Genomic DNA, 16,812 nt, shown 5'->3' with positions numbered 1-16,812 from the left:
AGGAAACGGCTCCCGCCTTTTTTTGCCTACGCGAGTCGGATCGGTTCCGCAGCATCGGCGGAAAGCGTTATGAATGACGGGAAGCGATACCGCAAACGGAGTTCTGTAGTTCCTGCATCTTGGATATGTTTTGTTTACCCAGATCGCGCACGCGGGCCGCCTTGTCCAGCAGGGCGTCGCAGGCTTTCATCATGGACTTCGCGTCGGTTTTCATGTTCGAGGCGACTTCCCTCGACACGTCGGACATGTCGATCACCTTTTTCAGGAGGTCCTCCGTCGAAGCCGCTTCCTTGCCTGTTTCAGCCGCGAGCCCCGAGAAATCTTCCATCGCCGAACGTATTTCCCCGGTGCCTCGAGCCACTTCCTGAAGCCGCTCTATCAATCCGGATAAGGTGTCCGCCACCTGCTCGATTTCCTGATCCATCTCGTTGATGAACGAACCTGTTTCGCCGCTGGCCTTCGCCGCTCCGTCTACTGCGGATCTGGTCGCGGCAAGCGTTTGCGCTATCGTTTGGGATCCCGATTCGGCCTGTTGGGAAAGCTTTCTGATTTCCTGCGCGACGACGGCGAATCCCTTGCCGGCCGAACCCGCATGAGCCGCCTCGATGGAAGCGTTCATGCCGAGCAGGTTCGTTCTGCTCGCTACGTCTCCGATCAGGGAGTTCACCTCGTCCATTCTCGCGGTCGCCGTGACGATCGATTCTATCGTGCGCGACAGGTCTTTCGATTTTACGCTGCCGTCCTTCGCCATTTCCGTCAGGCGATCGACAGCGGCTTTCCTCTCTCCGGCGTTTTGAGCGATCGCTCCGATGGATTCGATCATCCGGGCTACCGAGGAGGCAACGCGCTCGACTCTGCCGGAATACGCCGCCAGGGAATTGCGCACCCGCGCCTGGGCCTCGATACCCTTGCGCTCGTCGCCCTCGTTCTGCAGCAATACGTCGTCGAGCGTTTCGAGCCCGGAAGTTTCTTCCTGTACGGTAATTCTGAACTGCGTGATGGCCGAGGAAAGGGTCTCCGAGGCTTCCGCGAGTTCGCTGCCGATTTTCATGATGGACTCGCAGGCTGAACTGACGACGTTTCCGAATTCGTCCGCCTGGGTGCGCGCTTTAGTAGCGGATGTCAGGGTCTCCCGGACAAGGTTGTTCTGCATCTTGATCGCCGCCGCGCACAGGGCTCCTCCGGCGACGGTTATTACGCCGCAGGTCGCAAGATTCTGTATAGCCAATAGCGAAACCGTTCCGCCTTCGCCGGGAAGCGAGTCGAGAACGTAGAGGGCGGCGATTCCCGCCAGGGTTCCGATCGTCGCGGCCAGCGCGTGGAGGTAGTGGGCTCCGAGATTCGCCACCATCAGCATGAAAAAAAGACCCAAAGATGCGAATACGTAGGTTTCATAGATGTTCTTGTAGGCGTCGAACTTGATCGCAGCGAACATCGCCAGAAAGAGGCCGTAGAGAAAAAGTGATGACGATATCGCGTAGGCTCCCTTTCGGAGAAGAACAAGGACGGCGACGCACAGCACTATGAATCCGGAAAGGATTCCCGCCACCGCGTAGGCGGCGGTTACGCCCATAACCATTGAAAGCAGGACGCACAGCGCGGCTATCGAGAGGGTCAGCGGAGCCAGCAGCCTGGCCTTTTTCTGAATTCGTATATCGGCATTCTCGTAGGGAGCGTAAAAGTAACTGAGTGTTTTTTGAATGATCGTGCTCATCGGTACTCCTGTAATGCCTACAGTATAGCTTTTATCCGGCAATACGGCAGTCTAAAGGATGGAAAAATGAATGAATTGACGGTTTTCGGCTATTATCAGCGGCCCGTGCCCGAACTCTCTCCCCAAAAGCTTTCCAGCACCCACAGCTCGGGTTCCGGTTCGGAAACGAGTTTTCCCTTCAGCGCGTCTTTTAATTCCTTGAAAACGCCGGTTTTCATGAAGTCCTCGGCATGTTTTTTATCCTTCCAGGTGCCGATGGCGAGGGCGGTCGGCTGGGCCGTGAGAAACTGCATCCGAACCAGGCCGGGGGCCTTTTGCGCCGCGTTGAACACGATGGTTTTCCACAGAGCGCACCCTTCCTGAAAGCCTTCTTCGGTGAAATTATACCTCATTGTCGCTGTATACATTGCGTCCTCCTGGTTATTATCAACAAGTATAAACGATTAACCGGGCTGCGCGCGAATATTTCCTGGTTTGCGCGGCATCGCGGGTTTTATTCTTGACAGGATTGTTCCGAAAGGGAACAATTCAACCAGATATGAAAGATAAAAAAGTCGCCCCCTCGAGACTCGCCCTGAAGGTGAGCCTCATTTCCGTAGGAATGATTTTCGTCGTGTATGTTTTCATGCAGATATTGGGCTATTTCCGGGACAACGCGGTATTGGGAATCGCTTCGGTTTCTGATTTGCCGGGCTATGTTTTCAATTTTATTCTGTTCTACGTAGTCCCTCCCGCTGTAGTATTCGGCCTGGTGCTGTATTTCGCCGCGCGGCCCTTCGAGTCGGCCCTGAACCGGCTCAGAAGCGATTCTTCTCTCGGGGAAGAGGAAACCGAACGACTCCGCGTATCCCTGCTCCGCTTTTCCTGGATCGTGTTATTCCTGAACCTTTTCGGCTTCGCCATGGGATACGCCATCCTGGTGTTAATCGAAGACGGCATCGGCGGCTTCACTTCTCCGTTCCGGCTGATCATTCTCGTTTCGAATATCGCCGGAGCGGCAATGTACGCGTCGGCGCAGTCGGCTCTGCACGATATCTGCTTCGGCGAATTGCGCGATCGATTGGGCATCACCGGATTGGGAAACAGAAAACGCGCCATGCGCAGCACGTCCAAGCAGGTTCTGCACGTCGCTATCGTCGCGGTGTACGCGGCTACCTATCTTCAGTTCAACATGCATGGATTGATTGCTTACCAGGATCTTTCGTTTCAGGCGCTCCGCTCCGAAGCCTCAGGAGAGGCGAGGGCCGAAGATGTTCTGCGTGCGGGCATCGTAAAGGCTGTGCCCGGCGTAACCGCCAGAAAGAGCTTCACGCCTCAGGATGTTCCGCTGCCGTGGGATGCCCTTGCGGACTACGAAACGAGGGAAACGGCCGTGTTCCTCTTGACCGCCTTTTTTCTCGCCGTAGTATGCATCCTTGTCCAGGGAGCCAGATCCCTCGAAATGAAAGGCCAGATCAGCGCGCTCAACGAGAGGCTTCTTGATGTAATCGAGGGAGGCGGGGATCTTACTAAGCGATTGTCGCTGCGTTCAATGGACGAGTTCGGCCAGCTCGCCGATTCGGTCAACCGCCTGATGGACCGATTCCGATCCCTGATATATCGCATCGGCGCCGCGGCCGCTGAAACCCGCGAGGCCGCCCAATCCATCGATTCAGTTATGAAGGGTTCGGAGACGGCGACGATGAACGTGATTGAATCGGTCGTTTCGCTGAGCTCGTCCATCGACAAGCAGGCGACCGAATCCCGCATTCTCAAAGATTCTCTCGAATCGTTGCGCGCCGCCGCCCGGGCGGTAGCCGGCGCTGTGGATTCTCAGCGCAGGTTCACCGACGAAACAGCCTCCGCGATGGAGGAAATGTCCGCGAACATACGCTCCGTCGAGTCGATGACTCATCGTTCCGGCGCCGTAACGTCCGACTTGGCGGCGAAGGGAAACTCCGGAAACAGTTCCGTTCATGAGGCGGCGAAGGCGATTAAGGATATCGAAAAGTCCGCGGCCGACGTATTGAAAGTGCTCGGCTCGCTTTCCAGAATCGCGGGAGACACGAATCTGCTGGCGATGAACGCGGCGATTGAAGCGGCTCACGCCGGAACAAGCGGAGCGGGGTTCGCGGTCGTCGCCGGAGAGGTTCGTTCATTGGCAGCCTCCGCCGCGAAAGAAACGAAAAAGATCAAAGATTTGGTATTGGAGATGGACGGGCGTGTTCACAAGGGCGTCGCTTCTTCGGAGGCGACTTCTCAGGCCTTTCTTTCCCTGTCCGGCGGAATAGCGGAAGCCGCTTCCATTTCCGCCGAAATAGCCTCCGCCATGAAAGAGCAGTCGGCGGGCACCAGCAGCGTCGAATCGTCGATTAATCAGGTGCAGGAAAACTCGCGAATCGTCCGCGAAAGGATGGAAATACAGGAACGAGAAACTACGCTCATGGCGTCCGGATTGGAAGAGACTCTGAGCCGGTTTTCGTCCATCGCGTCTTCCGCTAAGGCCCAGGCCGATGCCATGCAGGGGTTGCAACAGGCTTTCTCGGCCGTCCGCCGCGAGGTCGACCGCAACCTCGACGCAAGCGGCGCCTTGGAAAAGGAGCTGCTCGGATACAAGGTGTAGCGTCGGTTGCTACAGTTTCGCCATCAGCTTTCTGAGGATTCCGTACAGGGCGATGGAGTCTTCCTTAGAGAGGTCTATGCACCGGGAAATTCTGGAAGGAATCTCCCTGGCTTTAAGTTCCAGCTTCTCGCCCTCGGGGGTCAAGCTTACGGTCAGGTTTCTCTCGTCTTCCGGATCGCGCTCCCTTGAGATCAATCCCTTCTCCTGAAGTTTCTTTAAAAGAGGCGTAAGCGTTCCCGAATCGAGGGACAGAGCCTCTCCCAGGGTTTTCACGTTAGTCTTCCGTTTTTCCCACAGCACCAGCAGGGCGATGTATTGGGTGTAGGTTAAATCCAGTTCGTCGAGAAACGGCTTGTATTTGCCTACCACGCCTTTCGCGCAGGAGTACAGGGGAAAGCATAATTGGTTGTCGAGCTTTAATTCTTCGTACATGTTCCTTCCCCTTCTTCGTTCCCGTGATGTATAGCGGTATTCCAAAACGCTGTCAACGTTTTTCCAACAACTTCACAATATCAGCTTCCATTTCCATCGGATCAGTAGTCGGCTCGAAGCGTTCATACACCGTTCCGTCCGGAGCTATCAGGAATTTGGTGAAATTCCACTTTACCGAGTCTCCTTCCATGAAGTGCGGAAAATTCGTGCGCAGATTGGATTCAAGCAGGGACGCTATGGGATGATTTGCGTTGAAGCCCTTGAACGGTTTCTCTTTCGTTAAAAAAGCGAATACTTTGTGAGCTTGCGGGCCGCGCACGGACGTTTTTTCAGTGAGCTTGAAGGAAACGCCGTAGTTCATCTTGCAAAAGCTTTCTACGTCCTGATTGCTTCCCGGTTCCTGGCCGGCGAAATCGTTCGAGGGGAATCCCAGAATTTCCAGACCTCTGTCCCTGTATTTTTTATACAGCTGTTCAAGGCTTTCGTATTGGGGCGTAAAGCCGCACTTGCTCGCGGTGTTTACGATTACAAGGGCCTTTCCCCTGTATTCAGAAAGAGGAATGTGTTTTCCGTCGATTGCTGTCGCAGTTAAATCGTATATGTTCATTTCAAGCTCCTTGGGCATGTTTGTTTCGTGCGCAGGAATTCCTCATCCGAGAAGAGCTGCTATCTTCTGTTCCATCTTCGCGGGGACAGTCGCGGGCGCGAATCTTTGAATCGTTTTCCCCTCCGCGTCGATGAGAAATTTGGTGAAATTCCATTTAATCGAGTTGCCGAAGAGTCCGCCGGTTTTTTTCCTTAAATATGCGAACAGGGGATGGGCCGTCTTTCCGTTCACATCGATCTTGTCGAAAATCTGAAAGGTTACTCCGTAGTTCATTTGGCATACGGCATGTATTTCGTCTGCGTCGTCTAGCTCCTGTCCGGCGAACTGGGAGCAGGGAAAGCCGAGGACCGCAAGCCCTTTTTCGGCGTATTTCTTATGCAGCTCCTCAAGGCCTCTGAGCTGGGGAGCGAGTCCGCATTTAGTCGCTGTATTAACAATCAAGAGAACTTTTCCCTTATAGTCCGCTAAATTCACGGAAGCACCGTTCGCTTTCTTAACAGAAAAATCGTATACGCTCATGTTAATCTCCTTGCATTATGTATAGCACTCGATTTAATTGTATGCAATCTAATAAGGATGTTTTGTTGCGGATTTTACAAATATATGAACGTGGTAAAAAGGCAAGCCTTCCCCGCAGAGGGCGAAAGCTTGCCTGTTTGGTTAACTACGCGCTTAGTTGCCTTCTCCGAGATAGACGCGGGCCTCCCATGGGCCGAGCGTCGCCGGGGACAGAGGAACTTTTTTTTCGTCGGTTGAACGATTGTCCAGCACCAGGTCTCCCGCGTTATCGATGTGATCGGTTAGAAAGCCGATGTCCTGCGCTTCGCCCGAGAAGTTGAGGATGGTCAGAATGCTTCTGTCCGATTCCGGCTGCGCGTTTGTAAAGGTTTCAGCTTTGAGAGTTCTCCGGTACGCGTACACGAATTCATTGCGGGGACAGAGGTCTTCGAACGAACCCGCGTAGACGAGCTCTTTTTTCCGCTTTCTGAGCGCGATGAGCTTTTGATAGTAGCGGAAGATCGAGTCCGGATCGGCTAAAGCCGCTTCTGCGTTTATTTCGGCGTAGTTCGGGTTGACTCCGAGCCAGGGTGTTCCGGAGGTGAATCCCGCTCCTTTTCCCGCCGTCCACTGCATCGGCGTACGGGCGTTGTCCCGTCCCCGGTAGTGGATTCTTTTGAGCAGTTCGTTGTCGCGGAGAGCTCCGCGTTCGCGTTCTTCCTTCACCCAGTTGCGGATTTCCACGTCCTCATAATCTTCGATGCTCGGGAAGGCGACGTTGGTCATTCCGATCTCTTCGCCCTGGTAGATGTACGGCGTGCCCTGCATGGTGTGAAGCATGGTCGCGAGCATTTTCGCGCTCTTTACCCTCCATAGGGGCGAATCGTCTCCGAATCGCGACACCATCCGGGGCTGGTCGTGGTTGTTGAGATAGAGGCTGTTCCATCCCTTCCCGTCGAGCTCCCGCTGCCACTTTCCGAGGATGGCGCGGAGTTCCGTGAGCATCCAGGGGCGTATGTCCCACTTTCCTCCGGGGCCCGAGTCCACGTCCATATGCTCGAACTGGAACACCATGTTGAGCTCGTTCCGGTTTTCCCCGACGTAGAGCTCGGCGAGCGCGGGATCTACGCCCGGAGTTTCGCCTACCGTCATAATGTCGTATTTTGAGAGGATCTCGGCGTTCATTTCCTGGAGGAATTCGTGGACGCGGGGGCCGTTCATGAAGGTCGTCAGGGCGGCGTCCTTGGAAATCATGTTGATGACGTCCATTCGGAAACCATCGATACCCAGATCGAGCCAGAACCTCATCATGTCGAATATTTCGCGCCGGAGAACCGGGTTTTCCCAGTTCAGGTCCGGCTGTTTTTCCGCGAACAGGTGGAGGTACCACTGGTCGCGGGCGGCCGAATACTTCCATGCGGGGCCGGAGAACACCGACTGCCAGTCGTTCGGCGGCTCCGCGTCGCAGGCGCAGCCGCCCCGGCCGTCGCGCCATATGTAGTAATCGGCGTACGCGCCGTCCCGGGATTTTTTGGATTCGACGAACCAGGGATGTTCGTCGGAGGAATGGTTGACCACGAGATCCATCACCAGCCGGATGTTCCGGTCGTGAAGGGCCTTTAAAAGACGCTTCCAATCGTCGAGGGTGCCGAATTCGGTCATGATTGCCCGATAGTCGCTGATGTCGTACCCGTTGTCCGCGTTCGGAGACTGATACACGGGCGAAAGCCAGACGACGTCGATTCCGAGCTCCGCGAGGTAGTCCGCCCGCGAGAGAATGCCGGGTATGTCGCCGATGCCGTCGCCGTTCGAATCCATAAAACTGCGCGGGTAAATCTGATAGACCACCGCTTCCTTCCACCATGCCCGTTTCATTCTAGTATCTCCTTCTCGTGTCGGGATAAAGCATACGGGAGCGGAAGCGGTCTGTCCAGACCGCGGACTTACCTCGCAATCAGCGACGCCTCCGAACCATCCAAGGCCCAAACAGGGATGCTCATGAAATCGTACGACTCCCGTATCCATCGACCGCCTCGTATGATTCTGCCGTCTATGAGGTGAGTCCAGTTTCCCTCGGGGAGATAATATTCGGCGAGGCCTTCCGGATTAAAGACCGGAGCCACCAGGATATCAGGCCCCAGCATGTACTGCCGGTCCAGGAACGCGCACGCAGGGTCGTCCGGGAAGGCTAGGAACATCGCCCGCATGACCGGAATCCCGTTTTCATGCGCGTCGCGGGCGCATTTGTGCAAATAGGGCATGAGCCGCTTTTTCAATAGCGCGAAGCGGCGCGTTACCTCTACCGATTCATCGTCTATGTTCCAGGGCACGCGGTAGGAATTGCTGCCGTGAAGCCTGCTGTGGGAGGAGAGCAGGCCGAACGCGATCCATCGCTTAAAGAGATCCGCGCGGGGAGTTCCCTCGAATCCGCCGATATCATGGCTCCAGTATCCGAAGCCGCACAGCCCCAGAGACAATCCTCCGCGGAGGCTTTCAGCCATCGCTTCGAAGGTCGATTCGCAGTCGCCGCCCCAGTGAACCGGATATTTCTGGCCTCCCGCGGTCGCCGAACGGGCGAACAGGCAGGCCTCTCCTTCTCCCTTTTTCGATTCCAGCAGCTCGAACACCGTGCGGTTGTAGAGCTGCGCGTACCAGTTGTGCTGCTTGACCGGGTCTCCGCCGTCGTGCCAGCGGACCTCTGTCGGAATGCGTTCGCCGAAATCTGTTTTAAAGGCGTCGACGCCGAGTGCGAGCAGCGCTTCGAGCTTCTCCGCGTACCAGGCAGCGGCCTCGGGATTCGTGAAGTCGACGATGCCCATGCCGGGCTGCCAGAGGTCTGTCTGCCATACCGAGCCGTCGGTTTTTTTCAAAAGGAAGCCGTTTTGTTTTCCTTCCTTGAAAAGCGGAGAGCGCTGCGCGATGTAGGGATTGATCCACAAGCATACGCGGACTCCCTTATCCTTGATGCGTTTGATAAGCCCCGCCGGATCGGGGAAGGTTTCGGCGTCCCAGATGAAATCGGTCCAATGGAAGGCCTTCATCCAGAAACAGTCGAAATGAAAGACGCTCAAGGGTATGTTCCGCTCCGCCATCCCGTCGATGAAGGACATGACCGTTTTCTCGTCGTAGGAAGTGGTGAACGACGTGGTGAGCCACAGGCCGTAGGACCATTCGGGAAGGAGCGGGGGCCTTCCGACGAGCGCCGTATAGCGTTCAAGGACTTCGGCCGGGGTCGGACCGTAGATCATGAAGTAATCCAGGACTTCTCCGGGAACGCTGAACTGGACGCGCGAGGTTTTTTCGCTGCCGACTTCCAGGGACACCGCCCCGGGATCGTTGACGAACACGCCGTATCCCTTGTTCGTCATATAAAAGGGAATATTCTTGTAGGCCTGCTCGCTGGCCGTTCCGCCGTCCGCGTTCCATATATCGACGCTCTGCCCGTTCTTGACGAAGGGTCCGAAGCGTTCTCCCAAACCGTAGACGTATTCTCCGGGGGAAAGGTTGAGCTCTTCCTTCATATACGCTTTTTTATCCGGGTCGACCATATAGCCTGTCGATTTCGTTCCGCTGAAGGTGAGGGGCCGGCCGCTTCCGCTCCATTCCACGAGCCAGGAATCGGAAAAGGCGATGCGCGCCTCCAGCCTGCCCGACGAAATGCGGGCTTCGTTCTCGTCGATTGAAATCTCGGGTCGGAAGAGCGGATCGGATGCGGTTTCGAAAAAGGGTCCGGCATCAAGGCCGCCTTCGAAATGGGAAATTCTCACGCGGACGATGTCCCTCATCGGGCTTGAAAGCCTTACGGTCAACAGCGTCGCGTTGAGCGTATCTCCCCGCGTCTTCGTCGGTTTGACCGGGGCGAACACGGCAAGTTCGCCGCCGTCCTGTTCGGCCTCGTAGGCCTGCGCTGCGTGGTGAGCGGTGATTCCTTCTTTAATAAGCCAGTATCCGTTGGTGAATTTCATTTGATCGCTCCTGCGGTAATGCCCCGCGACAAGGTTCTTTGAAAGAGAATGAAAAAGACGATGCAGGGGAGAATCCCCAAGAGGGCGGACGCGCTCGCCATGGTGGCGTCCATGTTGTGCTGGCCCTGCGTCACCGAGATGGCGATGGGGACCGTTTGGCGGGAATTGGAAACGAGCATGATGAGCGGGATGAAGAACTCGTTCCATGTCCACAGGAAAAAGAACGTGAAGAGTACCGAGATCGTCGCCTTGCTCATCGGCGCTACGATGTTGACGAGCAGTTCGGTCTTCGAGCATCCGTCCACTGTAGCCGCTTCGATGAGCTCCCGGGGGAAGGCGCTGTAGGCCGAGCTCAGGAGATAGGTTCCGAAAGCGCTCTGGACTACCGTGAAGATGATGATGACCGCCAGCTGCCGGTCGTAGATGCCGAGAGATTTCGCCAGATAATAGAGCGGATAGACGAGGACCTCCTGGGGAAGGGTATTCGCCACCACGAAGAGTATGAGAATGCCGACCGCTCCCTTGATCTTGCCGATGCCCAGCGCGAACGAATTGAGCATCGAAAGCGCGGAAGCAAGAACAGCCACCGACGCGCTGATGTAAAAGCTGTTCCACAGTTTTCCGCCGAATTTAACCCGGTTCCAAAACGCCTTGATCGCCGCGGCCGTCCAGGTTTCAGGCATGGCGAGCGGGCCGTTTTGCGCGTAGTCTCCGGCGGTTTTAAACGCGTTTATGAACACGATGAAGAAAGGAAACAGCATGAGGACGAGAAGGGCCGAAAGCGCGGCGAGGGACAGAGTTCTTCCGGCATGGAGCCGCATTCGATTCGTTTTCATCAGTATTCCCCTTCGCCGGCGAGCTTCTGCTGGCGGGTAATGAAGGCGACTTCCAGGACGATGATGATCGCCGTCATGATCATCGCGATCGCCGATCCGTAGCCCACGTTGGTTTTTTCGAAAAAGTTCTGGTACGCGAAGTAGGAGGGTACGATGGTCGCGGTTCCCGGACCTCCCCGGGTCAGCACGTATATCTGGGAGAACAGCTTGAGCGCGTAGATGGTCGAGGTAAGCACGACGACGAGTATCTCCGGCCGTATCATGTAGAGATTGATGACGAATTTATGGCCCCAGTGCGCGCCGTCCACCTCGGCGGCTTCCAGCACTTGGGGATCTACCCGCTGGAGGGCGGAAAGGAAGATGACCAGCGGATAGCCGATCTGGAACCACACCATGATGCCCATGACCGAAGGCAGGGCAGTCGCCGGGTCTCCGAGCCAGTTCATCGCGAGGGCATCGAGCCCCAGAGATCTGAAAATAGTGTTAAGCGCGCCGTGGGTCGGATTCAAAATCCATCCCCACACGATTCCCGCAATGGCGACCGGAAGAATCTGCGGAAGATAATAGCCGGCGCGGAAAAAAGCCACCGTTTTATTTCCGAACTGCTTCGAAGCGTAGCCGAACATGAATACCGAAAGCAATAAACCGATCGCGGTGGGAATAACCGTGACGGCGAATATCATCAAGAGATTGTTTCTGAACGAGGCCCAGAATACGGAATCGGTCGCGGCCTTAATATAATTCGCCGCTCCGATGAACACGGGCCGGCCGACTCCCGACCACTTGGTGAAGCTGATATACAGACTCATCAGGAAGGGCAGTCCGATCACCAATAAAAAAAGAGCGAATCCGGGGATGAGGAAAACTCCGTATCCCCGGTTTATTTTGTTGCTCGTCATGCTCGACTCCTTGGAAAAAGCGCAAAAAAAATAACAGCCCGGCGCATGCGATACGCACGAAATACAGGAAAAAAACGGCCCTCCGGAGAAGAGCGTCCGAAGGGCCCGGAAACGGAAGCTTATCGGCCTTCCTTATAAGACTTGTTCAGGGAATCCAGGAACTGGGGCGTCGTTTTCTTGCCGAGCAGGAGATCCTGAATGTTCGAAACCAGCAGGTCGTAGAAACCGGCTGCGGGCCAGTCGGGATAGAATGCGAGGCCGTCTTCCGCGTTCAGGGTGTTGAACTTGGCGATCAGGTCTTTCACCTTCGGGTCGGTGATCTTCGCGAGATCCGCGTTCACCGGGATTCCGCCTGCGTTTCCGAGGAGGGCCTGGATGTCCGGCTGCAGCGTGATGCTGATGAAATCGTAGGCGAGGTCCTTGTTTTTCGACTTCTGGGGCACGACCCAGATGTTGCCGGACGATCCGGGGCTCATTTTGTTGCCGGGGAAGAGTCCGATGCTCCACTTGAAGGAGCTGATCTCGGTCATGAAGCGGCCGTACCACCAGGATCCTGAAACCATGATCGGCGCTTGACCGTTGGTGAACGCAACGCCCATGTCTTCTGCCTTCATGCTCACTGCTTCTTTTCCGATGTAGCCCTTGTCAAGCCATTCGACCATTTTGTCGGCGGCCCAGGAGAAAGCGGGGTTATTGAAATTGAAGTCGCCCTGGTACAGCTGATACGCGTTAATCATTTTGCGGTCGGCCTTCGAAAGGGCAAGCTCATAGTACAAGTGCTGGGAAGGATACTCCGCTCCCGAAAGGACTATCGGGGTGATTCCTGCGCCCGCGAATTTTGCCAAAACGTTCTCTAGTTCGGCAAAGGTTTTCGGTATCGCGAGCCCGTTCTTCGCGAACAGATCCTCGTTATAGTACGCCATGACGTATTCGCCGTAATTGGTGACTCCGTACCACTTGCCTGAACCCATTACGCCGTCCGGGCTGTAGCGGCAGGTGGTTTGAAGGCTCGGGCTCAAGATTTTGTCCCATCCGCGGGCGGCGGCTTCCGCGGTCAAATCCGTCAGGAGGCCCTGCTTGGAAAGCATTCCGGCGGTTGCGTTTCCCTTGTTGTATTCCATCACGTCCGGAGCTTCGTCCGAATTGAGGATCATCTGGGCGGTTTGCCTGATCTGTTCGAAGCCCTTGTTCTCGTACACGATTTTTACGTCGGGATGCTTCGCCTGGAACTGCTTCATCGCCTCCGCCCACGCGACCCCCATCGCGCCTGCGTCGCTTTCGTAGTGCCAAATTTTGAACTCCCGCTGAGCGGCTTCCTTCTGCCCTCCGGCGAACGCCGGAACCGCGGCGAGAAGCGCCGTCATCGCGACGGCCGCAACCGTTTTCACTGCCCTGTCTTTTTTCGTCATGTCCTTCCTCCTTCGAAAATATGGCGACGGTTCCCCTGTCCCAGGGGATACCGAAGAATCCTCAGCGGCCGGGTAGCGTATGTTCGGACCGGGCATGCAGCGGCGCGGAGCTGCTTCGCTCCACCAGCGTGCAGGGAATCAGCCTCCGCGGCACCTCGAAATAGGTTCCTTCGAGCCGCGCGATGAGCTGGCCGACGGCGAGCTCCATCAGCTTGTCTCCTTCCATCTCCCAGGCGGTGATCGAAGGAATCAGCATGGTCGCCGCCGCCTCCGAAGACGCAAGCGCCTCGATGGAAACGTCCTGCGGTATGTCCTTTCCGTTGTCCGCGCAGGCCTTTATGACTCCGGAGAGCACCTTGTCGTTCATGACGATGAAGGCCGTGGCATCCGCGTTTTTCTTGAGATATTCGGACGCCTTCCAGTAACCGGCGAGCGGATCTGAGGGACAGAGCAACTCCGTTCCCTCAAGGCGCAGATCCCTGCAGATGGTTTCGAAGGCGGTGTGGGCGCGCAGAACCGGCCCGTAGCCCGAGCGGAGCGTTTCCTCGGACTGGTTGACGAAGCAGATTTTTCTATGTCCCTGGCCCGAGAGGCGCGCGATGGACTGGTACATGGTTACCGAGAAATCCGTATCGACGAAGCTTTCCTCCGTGGCTGAATCGTCGCGGCCGAACAGGAATATTGGCAAGCCTTCGCTTTTCAGGTAGGGGATGCGCGGATCGTTGTTGCGCACTTCCATGAGTATGACGCCGTCCACCAGTTCATGGCGGACGAGCTGTCTCAGTTCGTCGAGGTCGTGCGTCTTCATGGCCCACATGACCAGGTGATAGCCTTTTTCCGAGGCAGCCTGAGCCGCGCAGGTTATGAGGGAAATTTCCGAAAGGCCGAGTCCTCGTTCTTCCGGCGTGAAAAGAATGGCGATGATGCGGCTGCGTTTGCTCGCCAGACCGCGCGCGATGGCGTTCGGCTTGTAGTCCAGCTCCTTCATCGCTTTTTCGATCAAGGCCTTTTTTTCGGCGGATATCGGCCGGTCTCCGCTGATCGCGTAAGATACCGTGCTGACTGAGACTCCCGCTTTCTGCGCGACATCGCGTATTGTTGCCACCTGAAATCTCCTTGTGGTCGAATCGGTTATCGAAACGGTTCGACGGATCGATGCCAGTATAGTATCGGTTTTTTCATCCTGTCAAATTTAAAAAAGGAAATTCTTGCCAAGGTTCATCTTGTCCTCTATAGTGGCCAATATGATTCGAGAACCCGGTTCAAAATGCCATTTTTGCCCTACGTGCGACGGACGCGGCTGCGTCTCCGAGCTGCCCGGAATGGGCGGCGTATTCGAAAACGCCAACTTTATCGATAATTGCGCGGCCTGGCGCTCTGCAGCGTATTCGGTATTGCCCGGCCTGTCCTCCGGTTCGGCAGAACTTCCACGGCTCAGGCTCGCGCCCATCACCGGAGCCCTGCAGAATATCGGCTATCACGACGAGCGCGAGTACTACTTCGAAATGATAGAAGGATGCCTCGACGCGGGCCTTGCCCTTTCTATCGGCGACGGCTATCCCGACGAAAAGCTGAAATACGGAATCGAGGCTTTGGCCGCGCGTTCGCTCAAGGGCGCCGTGTTCGTCAAGCCGTATCCGAACGAAAGAATTCTTGAACGCATGGAGTGGGCGGCGAACGTGTCGGAGATCGTCGGCGTCGACATCGATTCCTACGCCATAGTCACGATGCGGAACCTGGTGAACCTGCAGGAAAAAAGCGCCGCGGACTTGAAAGAGCTGATGAAGGCGGCTTCCGTTCCCTTCGCTGTGAAGGGCGTGTTCAAAAGATCGGACCTCGAATTGATCCGCGAACTACGTCCCGACATCGTCGTCGTGTCGAACCACGGCGGCCGGGTTGAAACAGACCGCGGCTCGACGGCCGCTTTCCTGTCCGCGCACGGCGCTGAGCTTGCCCGCCATTGCGGAGAAGTGTGGGTGGACGGCGGAATCCGCACCGCCCGGGACGCCCGTATCGCGAAATCCCTCGGCGCCGCGGAAGTGCTGATCGGCCGGCCGCTCATCACCGCCCTGCTCAAGTCCGGCCCGTCCGGCATCGCCGATTGGCTTGCGAATTTTACGCAGGGGAACTGATCGGCACAGGCGGCGCTTTGCCGGATAGTGAGCGAATTTTTCGCGGCGGAACCGAGCGTCGAAACGCCGGCCGGCGGATTATCTCGGGGGGCAGACTGGGCGTTGAAACGCCGGGCGGCGCCTGATTGGTTGGTGAGCCTGTTTTAAGCGGGAGCGGCGCCGGTTGGGCCGCTCCTGTTTGTGTTACTTGATTTCGATTCCGCCGAAGGATGCCGTTCCGTTGACGATGACGCGCGGCGAGTTAGGGTCGCGGGACGAGGGATATTTGCATTCCGTTCCGCCGAGAATCGGGGTGACGTGGGTTACGAGGCGTACGTTGTCCGGAAGCATCAGCTCGATTCCGCCGAAAATCGCCGTTACGTTTATTACGACGTCTCCGGCGAGCACGACCCGGCGCATGTCTATCGTCAGTCCGCCGAAGACGGCCGAATACGCGGCTCCGGTGAAGTCCTCGTCGCCGTAGCGGATGTCCTGGCCCGCGAACAGGACCGAAGCAGTTTTATAGCTGCTGTTCGGCTTCGACGATTCCGTAAAAAGGCCGCCGCCGCTTTCCCTGCCGGCGTGCGACTTTGAATTTGTCTTCGCCCGGCTGCCTTCGGCTTCGTCTGAACTCTTCGCATCTGCGCTGTCAGTTTTGCCCTCGTCTCCGTCAGAGGCGCTTCCCGCGGCCTTTCCCCGGCTTTGCTTCCATTCCATCCCGTCCCAGTCGTAGTGTTTGAGCCGGCCTCCGAACAGGAGCTGGAAACCGACTGCCAGAAGGACGACCGGAATCATGAGTCGCCAGCTGAAATTGGGAGGAAGCATGCGCTGCGCGTCGAGGAGCAGAATGCCGCCGACAGCGAGCAGAATAATGTTTCCGGCGTTTACACCGCCCTGCACGATTGCCAGAAGGGCCGGGACTATCAGGAACAGCGTCCACCAGCCGGCGAAATTGATGGTAAAATCGAAATATCCCAGCATTCCGCCGCCGATGGCGATTCCCGCTCCCAAAAAGAGCAATCCGACTATAATGGTTCCTATATCCTTTCTCATGTGTACCTCCGGGCGCGATAGCGGACTCGTTGAAGCGTAATCGCTTCTCGTCCGTTATCAGTATAACACCTGAAACCGGAAAAATTATCCCAGGTTTTTCAGGGAAGACAGCAGTTTCATCGGATTCGCCTCCGCCCGGCCTTCCATCCGCCTGAAATCCGAAGCGGTTTCAGTCGCTGATCCGGAGAGATACAGGCCTTTAGGCGTGCGTTTGTACCATAAATAATGCATTTCGGGACGATTCATCAGTTTTCGCTTAGTGAGCGTGTCTACGAGTTCTTCCGCAAGGGCGATATGATTTGCGGAGCCTGTTTGGAAATAGACGTGGGGGCCGCAAAAACACAGGACCACCCGCTGGAAGCCTTCCGCTACCGAATCATCGTTCCTGAAACCGCGTACCACCAGCTGCTGCAGGCCGAGGCTTAAATCGTAGCCTTCAAGGCGGAGCTGCTTTCTGAGGGCGACTATTTCGCTTCTGAGGGTGACCAGCTCGGTGTCGCCGGTTTTCATATTATGAAGCCTGGCGCGCCACTCCTTGAACTGGCTTTCATAGGCCGGGCCGTCCGGGGTGTGGATGAGATAGGACTCGGTTTCGGACAGGAGTTTCCACTCCGGGGCGAACCGGTCCTTTAAAAATGCAGATATGCTGCGGCTTCCGGTTTTTTCCATAACTCTTCTATAGTATA

15 protein-coding genes are annotated in these 16,812 nt (G+C 56.3%); 2 read left to right on the top strand and 13 right to left on the bottom strand.

From position 1 onward, the window contains the following. Positions 1-67 precede the first annotated feature (67 nt). Together K7J14_RS14265 and K7J14_RS14260 are read right to left on the bottom strand one after the other, a co-directional pair. The gene (locus K7J14_RS14265; RefSeq protein ID WP_230757814.1) at positions 68-1,714 is read right to left on the bottom strand and encodes a methyl-accepting chemotaxis protein; all 1,647 of its coding nucleotides are present in this window, start codon (positions 1,712-1,714) and stop codon (positions 68-70) included. A 95-nt stretch (positions 1,715-1,809) separates the two neighbouring features. Next, on the bottom strand, positions 1,810-2,121 hold the full coding sequence (locus K7J14_RS14260; protein WP_230757812.1) for a hypothetical protein: 312 nt from the start codon (positions 2,119-2,121) through the stop codon (positions 1,810-1,812). Between the two features lie 131 nt (positions 2,122-2,252). Between K7J14_RS14260 and K7J14_RS14255 the strand changes: the two genes are divergently transcribed. Further along, complete coding sequence (locus K7J14_RS14255) at positions 2,253-4,316, top strand: methyl-accepting chemotaxis protein (protein WP_230757810.1); 2,064 nt, start codon at positions 2,253-2,255, stop codon at positions 4,314-4,316. A 9-nt stretch (positions 4,317-4,325) separates the two neighbouring features. On the opposite strand, the gene K7J14_RS14250 is transcribed toward K7J14_RS14255, so the two are convergent. The 9 genes from K7J14_RS14250 to K7J14_RS14210 form a co-directional block, all read right to left on the bottom strand. Next, on the bottom strand, positions 4,326-4,748 hold the full coding sequence (locus K7J14_RS14250) for a MarR family winged helix-turn-helix transcriptional regulator (RefSeq protein WP_230757807.1): 423 nt from the start codon (positions 4,746-4,748) through the stop codon (positions 4,326-4,328). Between the two features lie 52 nt (positions 4,749-4,800). Beyond that, a complete protein-coding gene (locus tag K7J14_RS14245) occupies positions 4,801-5,355 on the bottom strand; it encodes a glutathione peroxidase (RefSeq protein ID WP_230757804.1) in 555 nt (184 codons plus the stop codon). A gap of 42 nt (positions 5,356-5,397) precedes the next feature. Then, entirely contained in the window at positions 5,398-5,874 is a 477-nt protein-coding gene (locus K7J14_RS14240) for a glutathione peroxidase (RefSeq protein ID WP_230757803.1), read from the bottom strand. A gap of 153 nt (positions 5,875-6,027) precedes the next feature. Further along, a complete protein-coding gene (locus K7J14_RS14235) occupies positions 6,028-7,728 on the bottom strand; it encodes an alpha-glucosidase (RefSeq protein WP_269062475.1) in 1,701 nt (566 codons plus the stop codon). Between the two features lie 68 nt (positions 7,729-7,796). Further along, entirely contained in the window at positions 7,797-9,818 is a 2,022-nt protein-coding gene (gene yicI, locus K7J14_RS14230; RefSeq protein ID WP_230757802.1) for an alpha-xylosidase, read from the bottom strand. Beyond that, the gene (locus tag K7J14_RS14225) at positions 9,815-10,654 is read right to left on the bottom strand and encodes a carbohydrate ABC transporter permease (RefSeq protein ID WP_230757800.1); all 840 of its coding nucleotides are present in this window, start codon (positions 10,652-10,654) and stop codon (positions 9,815-9,817) included. Before K7J14_RS14225 ends, yicI begins: the two co-directional genes overlap by 4 nt. Further along, the gene (locus tag K7J14_RS14220) at positions 10,654-11,553 is read right to left on the bottom strand and encodes a carbohydrate ABC transporter permease (RefSeq protein WP_230757793.1); all 900 of its coding nucleotides are present in this window, start codon (positions 11,551-11,553) and stop codon (positions 10,654-10,656) included. Before K7J14_RS14220 ends, K7J14_RS14225 begins: the two co-directional genes overlap by 1 nt. A 119-nt stretch (positions 11,554-11,672) precedes the next feature. Next, a complete protein-coding gene (locus K7J14_RS14215; RefSeq protein WP_230757790.1) occupies positions 11,673-12,962 on the bottom strand; it encodes an ABC transporter substrate-binding protein in 1,290 nt (429 codons plus the stop codon). Between the two features lie 61 nt (positions 12,963-13,023). Then, positions 13,024-14,067 carry a LacI family DNA-binding transcriptional regulator gene (locus K7J14_RS14210; protein WP_230757787.1) on the bottom strand — a complete coding sequence of 348 codons (1,044 nt, stop codon included), beginning with the start codon at positions 14,065-14,067 and terminating at the stop codon, positions 13,024-13,026. Between the two features lie 139 nt (positions 14,068-14,206). Here K7J14_RS14210 and K7J14_RS14205 point away from each other — a divergent pair, with 139 nt between their 5' ends. Beyond that, a complete protein-coding gene (locus tag K7J14_RS14205) occupies positions 14,207-15,094 on the top strand; it encodes an alpha-hydroxy-acid oxidizing protein (protein ID WP_230757784.1) in 888 nt (295 codons plus the stop codon). A 183-nt stretch (positions 15,095-15,277) separates the two neighbouring features. Here K7J14_RS14205 and K7J14_RS14200 read toward each other — a convergent pair whose 3' ends face one another. Then, a complete protein-coding gene (locus K7J14_RS14200) occupies positions 15,278-16,126 on the bottom strand; it encodes a LiaF transmembrane domain-containing protein (protein WP_230757782.1) in 849 nt (282 codons plus the stop codon). An 84-nt stretch (positions 16,127-16,210) separates the two neighbouring features. After that, the gene (locus K7J14_RS14195; RefSeq protein WP_230757780.1) at positions 16,211-16,795 is read right to left on the bottom strand and encodes a hypothetical protein; all 585 of its coding nucleotides are present in this window, start codon (positions 16,793-16,795) and stop codon (positions 16,211-16,213) included. Between the last annotated feature and the right edge of the window lie 17 nt (positions 16,796-16,812).

This window comes from Teretinema zuelzerae, from assembly GCF_021021555.1.
In the GTDB taxonomy this organism is placed as follows: domain Bacteria; phylum Spirochaetota; class Spirochaetia; order Treponematales; family Treponemataceae; genus Teretinema; species Teretinema zuelzerae.
This window is presented reverse-complemented; position numbering and strand designations above follow the sequence as displayed.